This is a genomic window from Paraglaciecola polaris LMG 21857 (assembly GCF_000315055.1).
GTDB lineage: Bacteria > Pseudomonadota > Gammaproteobacteria > Enterobacterales > Alteromonadaceae > Paraglaciecola > Paraglaciecola polaris.
In genome coordinates, this window is sequence record NZ_BAER01000115.1 from 65249 (window position 1) to 82269 (window position 17021).

The window sequence follows — 17021 nt, forward strand, 5'->3', positions numbered from 1 at the left end:
GGTATATAATAGTAGGTTATTTTACGCTAACTCAGATAAGAACGAGAAATATGCGTAATTTTTATTCGATATTGATGACAGTGTTTGTTTAGCTAAAGTGTTTTTGTTAATTTCACGCCATTGAACACTAATAGTCACTAAGAATTACATCCTTATGAAGCTTGCTGCTTTGATCCAGCCACAATCTCATCATCAAATAGACGCCTTGTACCGAGCGCTTTTACGGCTTGATGAAGCCGAACAAGTGACACTATTCATTTTAGCTGTGATCCATAAACCGATTGGCGCAACAAAATTAGCCCAAGTAATAGATATACTCGTTGGTCGAGGGTTATTAGCATTCCCTAAACAGCACTATTTATTCACTACGCAGCAAAAGGAAAGACTGACCTCACAATCGCTGCTAGTCAGCAACCGTGAAGGCTTGAAACTCAATCCATTATTAGCCAATCGTTTGGTCACGGAAATAGAACAACCACCCATATTTACTGAGCATGTTCCTGGTCAGAGGTTACTTGAGATCATCATGGCCGCCGAACAGGTGGTGCCGGTCATCAACAGTTACAGTTGGCAGAACAAAGAAGCCGATAGAGCCCGAGTGATACGAGACCTGTATTATTTGAATCAAATTGACCAGCTCGAAGATGCGTTAGCATGCCATAAAAATCCACAAATAATTGACCATGGTAAAAATAAGATACTGCTTGAAATTTTGTTCTTACCTTTTGATTTAGAAGCGTTTCTACAATTATCGAGTGCGCTGCAATACCAAGCGTTTGCCACCCTTTTTAGAACGTTTCAAATAGAAGGGAAAGGTTGTGCTTACCCTATTCAATTATTAGAACAAGTGTGCGCTGCTAGGAGGGATAAAACCGACCCAGCATACAATCTTGAGTGCCATCATCTATTGGCAGAGCAATATTTGTATCAACTGCGTTTTGCTGATTTTTTGCGTGTACATGATACCGAAGACGCTAGCAGTTACGGCTTGCAGTTGCGTGCTACACATTGTTTTTTAATTGGCCATAACGAGCAAGCAATTGGTTATTATGAGCAAGCAATGATGGCTAAAAACAAACTGACTAAACGCAAAAAACAATATTTAAATGAACTGCTGGGCTACTTCTATAAATTGGCATTAGTGGTACAGGCTAATCAAGATGATGTGAGTTACTTTACCCAGGCGGTGCAACAAGTCGAATTTGAAGAAAGTGATCGTAAAGTTAATAGTGATTTTTATTATGTGGCGCAAGGCATCGTTAAGCCCATTATGTGCCTATCCACGGGCGAAAAGTACAATATCAACATTGAATACAATAGTGTTGATGAGGAATTAGACTTTTTCGCCCATCAGCTGTGTTATTTTAATTATCTCTTGGCGCAGATTTGGTGTAATCAAAGTAACGACCCTGTGCTGGCAAAATTAGCGTCAAAACACCAAGCTAATTTTATGCAACTTGATTACCCCTTATTTGCGCAATTATGTGAACAAATGACGGCGAGTTTCCGCGATAAACCGCCCGCTGCAAAGCCACCAAGCGAACTAGAGGCAGCATATACTGCTAATTTGATTGATATTACCCGCCTTATTGTCACAAAAACACAGTGGGACTTGGCCCTTGATAAATTAATTGCCCTTAATCCAAATACCGAAAAAAATGCGACTTCGGCTAAAAAAGTCACGGTTAAACCTGTTCGCCTAATCTGGGAGTTTGAGCACACTTATAGCCACAGTTTAACGGCCCGTGAGCAAAAGCTGAATAAATCAGGATGGAGTAAAGGGCGGGTGGTATCACTAAAACGCCTAAAAGAAGAGACCAATACATTCGACTATCTGACCGACAGCGACAAAAAAGTGTGCCTTGCCATTGATGCCTATCAGAATTGGGGATATTACTCAAAAGTTGATTATACCCTGCAAGGACTATCAGCACTGCAAGCGGCAGTAGGAATAGACAACCTATACAAGGCCGACGACTTAAACCAACAGCTTGAAATCACCCAGCGAGAGCCCGAATTGTTGGTAAGCCAGATAGGCGAGCAACTCTGTTTAAGTATTGCCGACCTGCCCGATGATATTGGTGAGTATGATGGTCAGCCTGGGTACGATTTAAAGGCTATTTCTGATACCCAATATCAACTCACTGTGTTTTCCCTTGAGCATATAAAAGTGGCCGAGATAATTGGTGAGGCTGGCTTGTTAATCCCCATCTCGGCCAAGCAAAAAGCCCTTGAGGGTATTTCCGCTATAGCGCCGTTTTTGAATATTCAATCTGATATTACTGAGCTTGATACTGGGTTAGAAAGCCATGAATGCGACATCAATTTGGTGGTCAATATTCAACCGAATCAAAGCGGCCTCAACTTTACCTGCGTGGTGATGCCTTTTGGTGAGCATGGCCCTGCATTGAAACCTGGTGTGGGGAATGCCAGTTTAACCACAGACTTAAACGGCAAGCGCATGGCAACCCAGCGCGACTTACTGCGCGAAGAAACCTTATTAGATCAGCTCGACCAAGCTTGCCCCGCGTTCTTGAGTATGGCTGATAATGTCTTAGTGCTAGACGATTTACAAACGGCGCTGACAGCCCTCGAGCAGCTAGAAATAGCCCTTAATCAAGCAGCATTTGACTTAGTACTACGCTGGCCGAAAGGCAAAAAAGTGACCTTATCGAAAACGTTAGACAGTGCGCATCTGCAACTGGCGTTTAGCCAAAAAAATGAATGGTTTGATATAACTGGCGACTTGCAAATTGATAACGAACAAGTCATTGAATTAAGGAAACTGCTTGAACTGGTGAAAACCAGCAATGGTCGCTTTATTGAGCTTGGCGGGGAGCAAATTCTCGCGTTGTCTGACGATTTGCGCCATAAACTAGAGTTAATCAACCAAGTCACCGATGACGGTAAATTTCACCCACTCGCCAGTTTGCAAATGGAAGAAGCCACAACGGGTATGCGCATGAAAACGATCCATGCGTGGGAACAACAAACCGAAAAAATGCACCAAGCAAATACGATCAAACCGCAAATTCCTTCGACCTTTCAAGCGCAATTACGTGATTATCAATTAGTCGGGTTTGACTGGGCCTCGCGCCTTGCCCATTGGGGGGCCGGTGCTTGCCTAGCAGATGACATGGGCCTAGGTAAAACATTACAAGCCCTGGCCATTTTACTGTCCCGCGCAAGCCATGGGCCAAGCTTAGTTATCGCCCCCACATCGGTATGTTTTAACTGGCAACAAGAGGCACTAAAGTTTGCCCCGACATTGAATATTAAGTTATTTGCAGACTCTACCAACACACTGCAGCGTGAAGTCTTACTTAATGAGTTAGGCCCATTTGACTGCGTGATCATTAGCTACGGACTCTTGCAAAGGGAAAGTGAGTTACTCAAAGGCGTTCATTGGCACAGCATAGTGGCCGACGAAGCCCAAGCATTGAAAAACCCATTGGCCAAACGGACAAAAGCCGCTTATGCATTAAAAAGCGACTTTAAAATGATCACCACAGGCACGCCCATTGAAAACAACTTAACTGAATTGTGGAGCCTATTTCGGTTTATCAATCCTGGGTTGCTTGGCAATATAAAACGCTTTGGGGAGCGGTTCTCACTGCCCATCGAAAATGCCAATGAAGACCCATTGGCTGCGCGCAAAGCCAGCCAAGCCCTTAAAACCGTAATACAGCCCTTTATTTTACGGCGTATGAAAAACCAAGTGTTAACTGAATTGCCATCCCGTACTGAGATTAATATTCGCGTTGAAATGAGCGCTCAAGAGCGTGACTTCTATGAAGCGTTGAGACTGAACGCCATAGACAATATTAGTCAAGGCGACCAGCAAGCCAATGCCGGTGAGCAGCGCATTAAAATGCTCGCCGAGTTAGTTAAATTGCGCCAAGCCTGCTGCAATCCTAAATTAGTCATGGCAGAAACCACCATACCGAGCGCCAAGTTAGCCGCTCTTGATGAATTATTAGAAGAGCTGAAACTCAACAATCACAAAGCGCTTATCTTTAGTCAGTTTGTTGGGCACTTACACTTGATTAAACAGCACATTGAAGCCAAGGGTTTTCGTTATCAATACTTAGATGGTTCAACACCCCAAAAGCAGAGACAGCAAAGCGTTAACGCCTTTCAACGTGGGGAAGGGGATATATTTTTAATTAGCTTAAAAGCGGGTGGTTCGGGTTTAAATTTAACTGCCGCAGATTATGTTATACACATGGACCCTTGGTGGAACCCAGCGGTAGAAGAACAAGCATCGGATCGCGCTCATCGAATAGGTCAATTACGCCCAGTGACCATCTACCGGTTGATTACCCAAAACACCATAGAGGAAAAAATTGTTGCCTTACATCAGCATAAACGTGACTTAGCGGACAGGCTATTAGAAGGCAACGAAGCGGCGACTAAGCTCTCAGTAGACGATATGCTGAATCTGCTGAAAGAGACTTTTTGAGCATGGCGAGTTAAGTAACACATCAGCCATCAAATCAAGCAGTGAATTATTTGCTAGATGGGTTTTGAATAAGCGCAAGACCCGGTTGGCTGCCAGCCTGAATTCACTCTGGCATGTCCCTTAAAGCGTATGTTCAAGCTGCCATTTGCGATCGTTACTAACCATGATTAGCACCAAGTACATGCACTCCGCCTAATGTAGGTAATATATGCCACACGTCTTAATTAGGGTGTTGCGGGCGTACCTTCAAGTAATTTTACAATATCCGTATTGCCGCTCTGTTTGGCCAAATCAATAAGATGGCTTTTTTCTAATTCATCGAACACTTCATTGCTTAAAAGCGCTTTTAGTCGTTGTTCATCTCCATTGCCAATGGCTGTTTTTATGGCTTCAATAGGCAACTTGGGACGTTGCTTTAGGTTACTTTGATCATTGTAGTCAGTCATATAAGCTCCTTAATACGGTTTGTCTAGATAGTGTGTTTTGATAGCTTATCTCATTCGCTTGATTAGCGAGTTGGTATAAATTGATATTTGGGTGCACAGTGTATTATTCAACCCAGCATCTAAAGTGATTACAGGTTGTAATCGGCGCGGTTAAATAATAATAGGCTAACGTCAACGCTATCAACAGAGAGTCTCGACCACTGGTATTGAAGTGATTTCATCAACCTGACGCTTTCGACAGTCGACCTTTCCTTAATCATCCGCTTAGCCAACAACCTCTCAAGCATTGACGTCTCTAGTAGCAGTTTAGTGTCCGTTTAGGTCATACATTATTGGTCTATTTCGCACCGTTATTTGCAGTGTTAAATGTGGCATTCATCACAGACTGAATCGTTAGTGCTCTACTAAATATTACAGTTTTATGACTAAGGGGTTAACACAGCTCTTTGATCCTATTTTGCCCAAGAACAGCGTTTTAACTCGGTTTTAACGGTTTTTACCAAAAAAAACTGATTATTTTTAATCTTTTCCTTTGCTCTTTATTCACGTGGCATTGCAGCGGGTTAGGTTCAGTTCTACGCATTTATCTAGCCTATTTACAGATTGTCAACGTTGAATTATCAATCCTATTACCTTAACCTTTATTTTTATTGAACGTTCAATTAACAAAAAATATGCCTAAAATTGGAATGCAACCTGTTCGACGTCAGCAACTAATAGACGCGACTATTGAGTCAGTTGGTGAGCTTGGATTACAGGCGACCACCATCAATAGTATCAGTAAAAAAGCGGGTTTATCGTCTGGCATTATTAGCCATTATTTTGGTGGTAAGCAGGGCTTAATAGAAGCCACTGTGCGTTATTTGTTATCGAATTTGCAGCAAGTGTTAATTGAAGGGCTGACCCCAACGACTACACCAGAACAACGATTAATGCTGATCATAGAAGCGAATTTTTCTCGGATACAGCAACAAAGCGATACGACTAAGACTTGGCTAAGCTTTTGGTCGCAATCAATGCATGATGTTGAATTGCATCGCTTACAGAACGTAAATAGCAGACGACTTTTTAGTAACTTAGCCAGTTCATTTAAACAATTAATGAATGACGACGATGCCAAACTCGCAGCCGAATTGTGCGCTGGGATGATCGATGGTTTGTGGTTGAGGGCAGTACTAAGTAAGTCCGATCAAAATGAATTTGAACACTGTGAACTCCTAGCAAAACGCTATGTAAAATCACTTATCACGCAGTATGGAGCGTAATTTGACAACACCTGTTTACCAAAACTTTATTCATGGGCAGTTTTTAGCGAATCAAACTGGTGAAACCTTCGAGGTTAGAAACCCAGCCACAGATGAAGTGATTTATTACGTTGAAGTGGCGGATGAGTCAATTCAAGCAGCAGCGATCGAAAGCGCTAAAGAAGGGTTTGCACTTTGGTCTGCGATGACGCCGATAGAGCGTAGCCGCATATTACTCAAAGCTGTGAATTTATTACGTGAGCGTAATGATGAACTGGCAAAAATTGAAGTACTAGATACAGGTAAACCTTGGCAAGAAGCCGAGTGTGTTGACGTGCAAACTGGCGCAGATGTGATTGAATACTTTGCTGGGCTTGCTCCGGCTCAAGTTGGCCAACAACAAATGGTCGGTAACGATTTTTATTATACCCGCAAAGAGCCACTTGGTATTTGCGCTGGCATTGGTGCATGGAACTATCCATTGCAAATTGCCTGTTGGAAGTCAGGCCCTGCGTTAGCGGCGGGCAACGCGCTTATTTTCAAACCATCAGAAGAAACCCCATTAGGTGCTATCAAACTTGCTGAAATATTCAGCGAAGCGGGTGTGCCAGCGGGTGTATTCAATGTGCTGCAAGGCGCTGCTGAAGTCGGTCAGTGGTTAACGCAAAGCCCTGATATTGAAAAGGTTTCTTTTACCGGCGAAGTAGGAACTGGTAAAAAAGTGGTTGCCAGTGCAGCGGGCTCTCTCAAAGATGTGACCATGGAACTGGGCGGCAAGTCACCTTTATTGGTATTTGATGACGCTGATGTATCCCAAGCGGTCAGCGCAGCTATGTTGGGGAATTTTTACACCCAGGGCGAAGTGTGTACCAATTGCACACGCGTTTACGTACATAAATCAATTTATCAGGCCTTTATTGATGAACTGAAAAGCCGCACTGAACAAAACATTATTGCTGGCGATCCCCTTGATCCTAACGTTAATTTAGGCGCACTTATTTCAAAGAATCACCAAGATTTGGTGATGGGTTACATAGACAAAGGCATTGCTGAGGGCGCGACAGTATTAACCGGCGGTACAGTATTGAAACCTGCGACTGCTCCCAACGGATATTTTGTCGCACCCACAGTATTTATCGATTGCAGCGATGATATGACTATCGTGAAAGAAGAAATCTTTGGGCCGGTTATGTGCGTGCTGGTATTTGACGATGAAGATGATGTTATTCACCGTGCAAACGACACCCATTTAGGCTTAGCTGCGGGCGTGTTTACTAAAGATATTCAGCGTGCTCACCGGGTGATCCATCGTCTACAAGCCGGGATTTGCTGGATAAACAGTTACGGTAACTCACCCGCCGAAATGCCAGTAGGGGGTTACAAGCAATCTGGTATTGGCCGTGAAAACGGTATTGAGACCTTGGATCACTACACACAAACCAAGTCGGTTTATGTGGGTATGAGTAACATAGAGAGCCCGTTTTAATGACGGGACTTACATATGATTACATCATAGTCGGTGCTGGCTCTGCGGGTTGTGTGTTAGCTAATCGGCTATCAGAAAACCCAGATAAGCGGGTTTTACTGTTAGAAACCGGCGGTAGCGATAACAACATTTTCATTAAAATGCCCACGGCGTTATCGATCCCCATGAACAGCGATAAATACGCGTGGCAGTTTCATACTGAATCAGAACCCTATTTGGATAATCGCAAAATGCATTGCCCACGAGGCAAGGTGTTAGGCGGCTCCTCCTCAATTAATGGCATGGTGTACGTACGTGGTCACGCCAAAGATTTTGACGAGTGGCAAGAGCACGGTGCACAGGGCTGGGATTATCAGTCGTGTTTACCTTATTTTCAAAAAGCCGAGTCATTCTATTTAGGCAAAGATGACTATCGTGGTGATAGTGGTCCCCTTGGTGTGAATAACGGCAATGAAATGGCCAATCCCCTTTATAAAGCCTTTATCGAAGCCGGTCAGCAGGCTGGCTATGCTGCCACAGATGATTACAACGCTGCTCAGCAAGAGGGTTTTGGCCCGATGCACATGACGGTAAAAGACGGCGTACGTAGCTCGGCTAGTCGTGAGTATCTTGACCCGGTTAAGTCGCGTAAAAACTTGACGATCGTGACTGGTGCGCTGGCAGAAAAAGTATTGCTTGAGGGTAAACAAGCTGTTGGGCTTGTATACAGCGTTAATGGCAAAAAACAGAGCGCCAAAGCAAGTAAAGAAGTGATTTTAAGCGCAGGGTCGATTGGCTCACCGCATTTGTTACAGCTTTCAGGTATCGGCGACAGTGAGACGCTAAAAGCTGCAGGGGTGGACGTTAAACACCATTTACCTGGGGTAGGGCAGAACTTACAGGATCACTTAGAGTTTTATTTTCAGTACAAGTGTAAGCAGCCTATTACCTTAAACGGCAAGCTGGGCTTGATTTCTAAAGGCTTGATTGGCGCCCGTTGGTTATTCACTCGCAAGGGGCTTGGGGCAAGTAATCATTTCGAATCTTGTGCCTTTATTCGCTCTAAACCTGGGGTGCAATGGCCTGATATTCAGTATCATTTTTTACCCGCTGCCATGCGTTATGACGGCAGAAGTGCGTTTGCTGGCCATGGCTTTCAAGTGCATGTTGGGCATAACAAACCAAAGAGTCGCGGTGCGGTGACGATCCAATCTGCGGACCCGGCCGTGGCGCCAAAAATTCAATTTAATTATCTGCAACACCAAGATGATATTGAAGGGTTCAGAGCTTGTGTGCGTTTAACCCGCGAAATTATCGAGCAAAGTGCATTTGATGCCTATCGAGATGATGAAATTCAGCCAGGCAAGCACATTCAAACTGACGAAGAAATTGACGCTTTTGTGCGCCAAGCTACCGAGAGTGCTTACCATCCGTCGTGTTCATGCAAAATGGGTGAAGACGCTATGGCAGTGGTGAATTCAAATACTCAAGTACATGGTATTGCGGGGCTACGTGTGGTGGATTCATCCATTTTCCCCACTGTGCCTAATGGTAACTTGAATGCGCCCACTATTATGGTGGCAGAAAAAGCCGCGGACATAATTTTGGGTAAACCAGCGCTTAGCCAAGCACGGGTAGGTGTTGCAATTCCAGGTGAGTGGCAAACAGTACAACGTAGTTCGACGATTTAATCCGGCCACCTGAAGCGCAGTAAAAAGGAATTTTTTGCTGCGTTATGCGAGTCTAAAAACAGGAAGAATGATGAAGCATTATCGCTTATTTTTGGGAGGCAATTATGACCTTATGGCTTAACGCAGGGATCATTTTCACCCTATTAGCCATTGTGGTTATTTTGATTAAGTGGGGAAATGTCGTTTGTATCGGTGTCACGCCGGTCAGGCTTTTCACCTTTATTGCCATTTTATTTACCTCAGGCTTAGACGTTGGCTTGATCATGTTCCCGCTCACTGAATTTGCTGGCTATGAGAACATAAAGGCCAATCCGGAATACGCCTTTACTAATCCAATGGCCATAGAATTTGGTTATTGGGGATTTCTCATTTGGGGATTCTACTTCCTTACCTGTTTTTACTTCTGCGTCGTTGAACCCAAGGTTAAGTTTTTTGAGATCCCCTTGGTTAAGTTTATTAATAATGTCGTGATTATTGGTACCTGTGCCTTCACTGCCTTTCTGTTGTTGTCTAATTTACCTTGGTATTTACCGGCTATTGGTGATGGCGAATCGATTATTCCTACCTTCTATTTCATCGTATTTGCGGCAATTTGTTTTTCGGTGTACTCCAGTACTGACATCAAATATGTACGCTTGCTGAGTATTTCGACCACCTGGTTATTTATCGCCTTAATCGCCTTAATGTGGGCCGGTGCATTCTTGGGTAGCGATAGCCACGTTGCCGCGTTTACCCATAACCTCGAAATGATAGGTAGCTACTTCGGTAACCTAGACGATTTTGTATTGCCCTTGAACAAGTATCACGAGTTTTATTTATTTTGGTGGTTCGCGTGGAGCATCATGATTGGCCAGTTCACCTCACGCTTTGTGGGTGGTTTAAAAACATATCAGGTGCTAGGCGCTATGTTGATTTTCCCGTCAATCCCTATCGCCGTTTGGTTTAGCGTTATTTACCAATATCACGAAGCGGGCATAGCTACCGCAGGTCTGAAAAACTTTGCCATGGCATTCGTGGGCGTTGTATTTGTGATCAATTCACTTGATTCACTTATTCGCTTATACACAGATAATTTGAATATGACCGTTAAACGTTTAGGAAAATTTAAATATATCGTACTCAATGTTGTCACGCTTTCACTACTGACACTGCTGTTTAAATTAGAGTTTTTGCAAATTCAATGGGTAGGGGCGTTAGTGATTGGCTTGTTCTTTAGTTGCGCGATTTTCATCGCCTATAGCAAGCCCAAAACAGTCAATAATATCGATAGCTCACCCAAAGACAACGAGATCGATTTTACTAAAATAGATTCAGCAAATTAAAAATTTAAAGGAATTAACCATCAAAACACACAATTTAAACACAACACACAAAACAGGATTTTTTATGAATACTTATGTGCCAAAGAAGCAAAGCTTACTTGCTTTGTCTGTGCTTTCCGCCATGTCTATGACGTCGCTGTCTGCCTTTGCTCAAGAAGCAGACACAGCAGCTAAAGCTAAAAAACAACAAGAAGATGTCGAGTCTATCGTGGTCACTGGGCGTAACGTTTCTTACGCAAACAGTGCTGCTTCTGAAGAAATGAAAAAACAGCAAACACCAATGACGAGCGTATTGGCATTGGTTGATAACTTGCCTGGCGTATTGGTCACTGAGGGTGACCCGTTTGGCTCTGATGAATGGTCTACCAGCATTTCAATTCGTGGTTTTCAGTTGAACCTAGAGTCTCAGCAGATTGGTATGACAGTTGACGGGATTTCAAATGGTAACTCTAACTACGGTGGTGGTACCAAAGCTAGCCGTTATATTGATACCGAAAACTTGCGTGGCGTAGAAGTGTCTCAGGGTACGGCAGATATCAGCTCTCGTTCAAACGAAGCGCTGGGTGGAACCATGGATTTCACCACTATTTTACCTGCGTTAGATGAAAAACTAACGGTCAGCACCACGCTTGCTGAACACAACGCACGCAAATTCTACGTTCGTTACGATACGGGCGAAATCGCGCAAGACACATTTGCCTGGATGTCTTTATCAAGCCAGCAAAACGATGACTACATGGACGGTTCGATTACCAACAAACGTGATCACGCTGAAGGTAAAATCATCAGTACCATTGGTGAAGTCGATCTTACGGCTTACGTGAGCTACGACGATGCTGAAGAGTATACTTATCAACGCATTTACGGTTTAGCCCAGTACGCGCAAAACTCAGAATGGGATGGCTTGACTGAAGATTGGTCTGGTGTGCCATACCAAGACCAAGTGTTCCGTGAAGGTTGGGTTACAGAGCGTGAGAACTTTTTTACTTATCTAAAAGCTGACTTTGCCGTGGGCAGCGTTGATTTCAGTACTAACGTTTACTATCACGAAAACGAAGGTGCAGGTAAGTGGATCCCCTATTACATTGCAGATGTGACTGATGACGGCGTGGGTAACCCTAATTCTGAGTTAGACTCATCTACCACCGCGTTTGGTGGTGCATCTCAGGGCTTAATTTATTTTACTAATCGCGCTGGCGAAACGTTATCGCCAATCGATGGTTGTGCAAGTTCAATCGGCTTCCCTTATGGCGGTGGCGGTGCTGAAATTGACCCAGGTTGTTACGAGCAAGGGGCTATTCCAGTAAGCTCAAACCGTCACACCCATTATGATAAAAAGCGTATTGGCATAAACGGTGACTTTACTTGGCATACCAGTATTTCTGATATGGACAACGTATTGCGTGGTGGTTTCTGGTATGAAGATTACCAACGTGACGAGTATCGTGATTGGCATAAAACCATCGATGCCGCCACTAGCGCTCGCTATGACAACACCCCGTATTGGGTGCAGTACGACCGTGAATTCCCAGTAGAAACCTTGATGTATTACATTGAAGATGAACTTGATGCCGGTTTTGCGAAATTCCGTTTAGGTGCCAAACAGTTCAATGTTGACGTATCTAAAGATGATCAGTTCGTACCAGAGAATGATTTGGATGTCTCATCTGATTCAGACGTACTTATTTCAGCTGGCTTCGTTGCACCATTACCGCTTAACGGCTTAGAAGTATTCGGTGGCTATGCTGAGAACTTTGCAGCAGTTAAAGATGCGGTATTAGAACGTGATGATGCTGATGTAAGCACGGTTGAACCTGAAACTGCAGATAACATTGATTTTGGTTTACGTTATTCAACGCCTGGTTTTAATGCAAGCTTGACCTATTACAACATCAAGTTTGAAAACCGCATTACGTTCATCAGCAATGAAGATGTCAATGGTATCGATTTCTTAGAATCTGCTGCGGGTGGCTTCTTGAACGACGGTGGTATTGAATCTGACGGTATCGAAGCATCAATCGATTACAAGATTAATGATAACTTTGGTGTGTATGTTTCATATACCAAGAATGAATCGACTTACACTGATGATGACCAAGATATTCGCGGCAAAACCGTTATCGGTAGCCCTGAAGATATGGCCGTTATTAGCTTCGATTATGCTAAAAATGACTTCTATGCAGGTTTCAGTACCAAATACGTGGGTGAGCGTTTCTTAGACCAAGCAAACACCCAAGAGGTAGATTCTTACGTAGTGAGCGATTTGTATGTGGGTAAAACGGCTTATGATATCGGTGGCAGCATCGAGAGCGTAGAGCTTAGCTTTACCGTAAACAACGTATTTGACGAAGAGTACCTTGGTTCAATTGCACCAAATGCGGGTTGGATTGGTGCACCGCGTATCGCATCCTTCAACATTAGATTTGTAATGTAAAAGTACTGACCTTATGAGGCCACATTCAGTATCCCTGTTTGTGGCCTTTTTTATATTTTTATTGATGAAGTGTTAATCCAGCAATGGCTTCATTACTCACACTGTCGATGTCACGACTATTCGTTTTATTTTTCGCGCATCAATACACCCTTTAAAACTGACATAAAAGGGGGGATGTTGTTATTTCGCGCCAACGTGACAAACGCAAACTTATTTAGACAAGGGCAGGCGTATTGGCCTGTCAAAGGTAAACAACCATGAACGTACCCAAGCTTCACTCGTTATTCATTCACGCCATTATGGCCGTTATTGGCCTGTCGGTTGCCACGCAAAGTATCGCTGCTGTTAGCATTGTCAAAGGCAAAACGATTATTCCCCATGGCAACGCCATATCTGATAAAGACCTGACCATTAAAAATGACAAGCTAGCGTTTTCTCTCGCCCTTGGTTCGGCGCCTCCTTGGGGGGTAGCACGTGGCTGTATTGTAGATGTTGCCAATGTAAAAACCGACGGTAGCTTAAGCCCAGATCGTGTGGCATTTGCTGATTTCATTCCGAATAACTGGTCAAGTTGGCCCAATACATACCAAACTGTCGACGTGATCAAAGACAGCGCAGACGAAGCCATTGTTAATATCACCCGAGACTTTGGGCAAGTCGTGATAAGCACTACTTATCGTTTGGCTGAGGGCTCAGACCTTATTCATGTGCAAACCACCATGACCAACCAAGGCGAAGCGATTTTAGACATGCACTCAGGTTTTACCTTGTGGCCAGATGCAGGCTACAAATTTGCCGTGCCCGCTCAAGCGAATAAAGCCAACAAACCAAACAATGAAGCGACGAACGAGCAGAGCGCGAACTTCATAACCGATCGTTTTGTGGGTTATGGCGCTGATTGGGCGGTCGCTTTACATGCCCCTGATATGACCGAAGTAAAAAACCAATCACGAGATCTATACACCCACCATAACTTACAAGCTGGTCAAACTGTGTCTTTTTCAGGTGATTACCAAGTGCTGGCCAGTGGCGATTTAGCGCCAGTGGTACGCGCTGAAATCGAACGTAAAAATGTTAAAGCAGGTACGCTCAGTGGTGATGTACAAACCCAAAGCGGTAAGGTGCTAGCACAGCCAGCGATTGTAGTGACAAAAGACGGCGTGCCCTACATGTGGGGCCTAGGCCAGAATGGCCAATATCAATTTGATTTACCCGTGGGGGAATACCAAGTCTACGCCACAGGCAAAGGCTATTCTGATAGCAAAGTACATACCATCGAAATTACCGAAAATAACACGCAAACGCTCTCTTTTAACGACCTTCTTGCTCCGGGTAAGGTCAGTATTCACGTCACAGATGCAAATACCAAAGCACCGCTGGATGCAAAAATTAAGATTGAAAAAGGCAATCAACCACTGATTGAATTTTTAGGCGCGCGTACCTTTTTCACTGAACTTGATCGCACCGGCCAGGCAACATTTCCGCTGGCACCGGGTGAGTATCAACTTAATATCTCTGCTGGGAGTGGTTTCAACGCACAGCCGGAATTGATTAACACCACAGTCAGAGCCAATAAAAGTACGGATATTGCCAGTGCTATCACCATCAGCACCTATCCAACACAGCATGGTTGGTACGCAGGGGACTTACACCATCATGCAAACGTGCTTGAAGGCTCTACTCCCCCTGAGTATTTGGTGCGCTCGCAACTCGCCGCGGGATTAAACGTATTGTTCGTTAGCGATCACGATTCAACTAAAAACAATGCTGAAACCCAAGCATTGGCTGATAAGCGCGGCGTGCCGTTTATTCCCTCGATTGAAGTGTCGCCGTCATGGGGACACTTCAATGCGTTCCCCATTGATGCTGGCGCACAGTTATCAGTTGACCCAGGGGTAGATGATATTCACAGCATCATCAAAGATGTGCGCCGCATGGGCGCCACGGTTATCGCATCCAACCATCCGTACATTCCTTACGGTTACTTGAGCAGCCTAGATAAAAACACCGCCCCAGGCGGCTTTAACCCCAGCATTGACTTATTCGAGCTAAACGCAGGGGTAGATAACAAACCCACTATTGAGAAAGCCCATCAACTTTGGTCCCAAGGCTTACCTTATTACTATACCGCAGGCTCTGACACCCACGATGTATGGAACCAAACCAGCGGCTTGAACCGTATGTTTGTATTCACAGGTAGCAAACCTGATGGGCATGTTTTCGCCCAAGCCATGAAAAACGGCCGCGCTTATGTGTCATTCGGCCCGGTGATTTATCCGCAAAATGTGATGTTTGGCGACACAATTAAATTTGCTAAAAATCAGCCGCAATCTATAAGCTTTGATTTAGTGGCAGTCAACGGCCTCAAGTCAGTGCAGTTAATCGGTAACGCCGAGGCTAATAACAATACTGATAGCAGCAACAATAACAAAGACCAGCAAGAGGGCAGCTCACGGATAATCAACCAACAAACATTACAAGGTCAAAGTGCCTCAATCACATTCGACGTACCACAAAGCTCAGGCTGGGTTGCGTTAGTGGTAGAGGACAGCAAAGGCCACAAAGCCTATTCCAACCCGATTTGGTTGAAAGAGGTGGATAAAAGTCAGTTTTAACAGAAGTAATAAACTACACGGCTGTGTGTATAAAGAACATGCATGTTAATTGTGTTTTGTGGCAACTATTCAGGTGATAAGTGACCTGTAAAATTAATTGCCCTACAAACAAAAAGGGCTCTTCATTTCTGAAGAGCCCTTTTATAACGATTTGGTGGAGCTGGCGGGAGTTGAACCCGCGTCCAAAAAACGTTAACCGTCGGTACTACATGCTTATTCTGTCTTTTATTTAACTAATTCGAACTCCGGCAGACAGGATTTCTCATAGCGGGCCTAATACTATTTCGCGGTTCACCCTTAGACAAGGTTCCCTCGCTATCCTGCTGGGATGACCTTCCGAACCTCTACTAGCAGAAAGAGTATGAGTGGAAGGGCACTGCCGGTTATTAAGCGGCTAGTGCGTAGTTTTCGTCGTTTGCGACTATTTAAATGCGGCTTTTATAGAGGCAAACCGCTCCTCTGCATGCACCTAAAGCCTCAAGAATCTTGTCGAATCCAATATCAGCCCCAAAAGTGTGTTGGTTGCAAACTACCAACGCCGAGTATTGTAACACAAGCGTTGGGGAAATCACTAATATGGACAGGGATTTCCACGAATAGTTCGCTCGTTCTCGTTACTTGATTAAAGAATATACAGACATAAATGGCGGATTCTGCCCAGTTTGCTTAATTAACCTATTTCGTCGGGTAAATAGTTAATTCCCATTAGGCACCTGTTGATTATTTGGCGTTGGTTAATAGCTAAATTTAGCCAATGAAGTAGGGGAAAGCCTTCGGCCAATGGGGCAAAAAATAAAAGGCGCTAAGGCGCCTTTTATTATTAGTTAAAACATTTAGCCTAAACTTTATGTTTCATCATACGTTCTTTGTCTCTTGCCCAGTCTCGGTCTTTAACAGCATCACGTTTGTCATGTTCGTGTTTACCTTTACCTAGGTAAATTTCGACTTTTACCCAGTTTTTCTTCCAATACATGGCTGTGGCGAGTATTGAAAAACCTTGGCGTTCAACTGAGCCAATTAGCTTGTCGAGTTCGCGCTTTTTAAGCAGTAGTTTGCGTCGGCGAATGGGTTCGCACACCACGTGACTTGATGCTTGGTTAAGAGGTTGAATGGTACTACCAATTAAAAAGGCTTCGCCTTTGTGAAGGGTAACGTAGCTGTCTGATAAATTTACTTTCCCAGAACGAATGCTTTTGACTTCCCACCCTTGTAATTCGACGCCCGCTTCGATTTTATCTTGCAAGATATAATCGTGCCGTGCCTTCTTATTTAAAGCGATGGTATTGCTTGTGGCTGATTTTGACTTCTTTCTATTCATGGGGAAGTATTATAATGGTTGTTA

The 17021-nt window shown here is 44.0% G+C and carries 9 protein-coding genes and 1 other RNA gene; 7 read left to right on the forward strand and 3 right to left on the reverse strand.

Annotation, left to right across the window (positions count from 1 at the left end; genetic code table 11):
* The first annotated feature begins 154 nt into the window (after nt 1-154).
* On the forward strand, nt 155-4462 hold the full coding sequence (locus GPLA_RS18125; protein WP_007106432.1) for a DEAD/DEAH box helicase: 4308 nt from the start codon (nt 155-157) through the stop codon (nt 4460-4462).
* A gap of 224 nt (nt 4463-4686) precedes the next feature.
* Here the strand turns inward: GPLA_RS18125 and GPLA_RS18130 are convergent, their stop codons facing one another.
* Entirely contained in the window at nt 4687-4908 is a 222-nt protein-coding gene (locus GPLA_RS18130; RefSeq protein ID WP_007106433.1) for a hypothetical protein, read from the reverse strand.
* A 674-nt stretch (nt 4909-5582) separates the two neighbouring features.
* Here GPLA_RS18130 and betI point away from each other — a divergent pair.
* The 6 genes from betI to GPLA_RS18160 all read left to right on the forward strand — a co-directional run bounded on the left by betI (nt 5583) and on the right by GPLA_RS18160 (nt 15679).
* The gene (betI, locus tag GPLA_RS18135) at nt 5583-6173 is read left to right on the forward strand and encodes a transcriptional regulator BetI (protein WP_007106434.1); all 591 of its coding nucleotides are present in this window, start codon (nt 5583-5585) and stop codon (nt 6171-6173) included.
* A 1-nt stretch (nt 6174) separates the two neighbouring features.
* Complete coding sequence (gene betB / locus GPLA_RS18140) at nt 6175-7638, forward strand: betaine-aldehyde dehydrogenase (RefSeq protein ID WP_007106435.1); 1464 nt, start codon at nt 6175-6177, stop codon at nt 7636-7638.
* Nucleotides 7638-9308 (forward strand): choline dehydrogenase, encoded by a 1671-nt coding sequence (gene betA / locus GPLA_RS18145; RefSeq protein ID WP_007106436.1) that lies wholly within the window; start codon nt 7638-7640, stop codon nt 9306-9308. Before betB ends, betA begins: the two co-directional genes overlap by 1 nt.
* Before the next feature lie 104 nt (nt 9309-9412).
* A complete protein-coding gene (locus GPLA_RS18150; protein ID WP_007106437.1) occupies nt 9413-10630 on the forward strand; it encodes a BCCT family transporter in 1218 nt (405 codons plus the stop codon).
* Nucleotides 10631-10694: 64 nt separating this feature from the next.
* Nucleotides 10695-13064: a TonB-dependent receptor domain-containing protein gene (locus GPLA_RS18155; RefSeq protein WP_007106438.1), complete on the forward strand. Its 2370-nt coding sequence runs from the start codon at nt 10695-10697 to the stop codon at nt 13062-13064.
* A gap of 257 nt (nt 13065-13321) precedes the next feature.
* On the forward strand, nt 13322-15679 hold the full coding sequence (locus GPLA_RS18160; protein WP_007106440.1) for a CehA/McbA family metallohydrolase: 2358 nt from the start codon (nt 13322-13324) through the stop codon (nt 15677-15679).
* Between the two features lie 152 nt (nt 15680-15831).
* Here GPLA_RS18160 and ssrA read toward each other — a convergent pair.
* Together ssrA and smpB are read right to left on the reverse strand one after the other, a co-directional pair.
* Nucleotides 15832-16188, reverse strand: a transfer-messenger RNA (tmRNA) gene (gene ssrA / locus GPLA_RS23295).
* Between the two features lie 329 nt (nt 16189-16517).
* Entirely contained in the window at nt 16518-16997 is a 480-nt protein-coding gene (gene smpB, locus GPLA_RS18165) for an SsrA-binding protein SmpB (RefSeq protein WP_040515319.1), read from the reverse strand.
* Between the last annotated feature and the right edge of the window lie 24 nt (nt 16998-17021).

Bases quoted from the DNA above. Each gene is read 5' to 3' on its own strand.
- GPLA_RS18130 (WP_007106433.1), bottom strand. From the start codon at position 4,908: ATGACTGACTACAATGATCAAAGTAACCTAAAGCAACGTCCCAAGTTG.
- betA (WP_007106436.1), top strand. From the start codon at position 7,638: ATGACGGGACTTACATATGATTACATCATAGTCGGTGCTGGCTCTGCG.
- smpB (WP_040515319.1), bottom strand. From the start codon at position 16,997: ATGAATAGAAAGAAGTCAAAATCAGCCACAAGCAATACCATCGCTTTA.
- GPLA_RS18160 (WP_007106440.1), top strand. From the start codon at position 13,322: ATGAACGTACCCAAGCTTCACTCGTTATTCATTCACGCCATTATGGCC.
- GPLA_RS18155 (WP_007106438.1), top strand. From the start codon at position 10,695: ATGAATACTTATGTGCCAAAGAAGCAAAGCTTACTTGCTTTGTCTGTG.
- GPLA_RS18150 (WP_007106437.1), top strand. From the start codon at position 9,413: ATGACCTTATGGCTTAACGCAGGGATCATTTTCACCCTATTAGCCATT.
- GPLA_RS18125 (WP_007106432.1), top strand. From the start codon at position 155: ATGAAGCTTGCTGCTTTGATCCAGCCACAATCTCATCATCAAATAGAC.
- betI (WP_007106434.1), top strand. From the start codon at position 5,583: ATGCCTAAAATTGGAATGCAACCTGTTCGACGTCAGCAACTAATAGAC.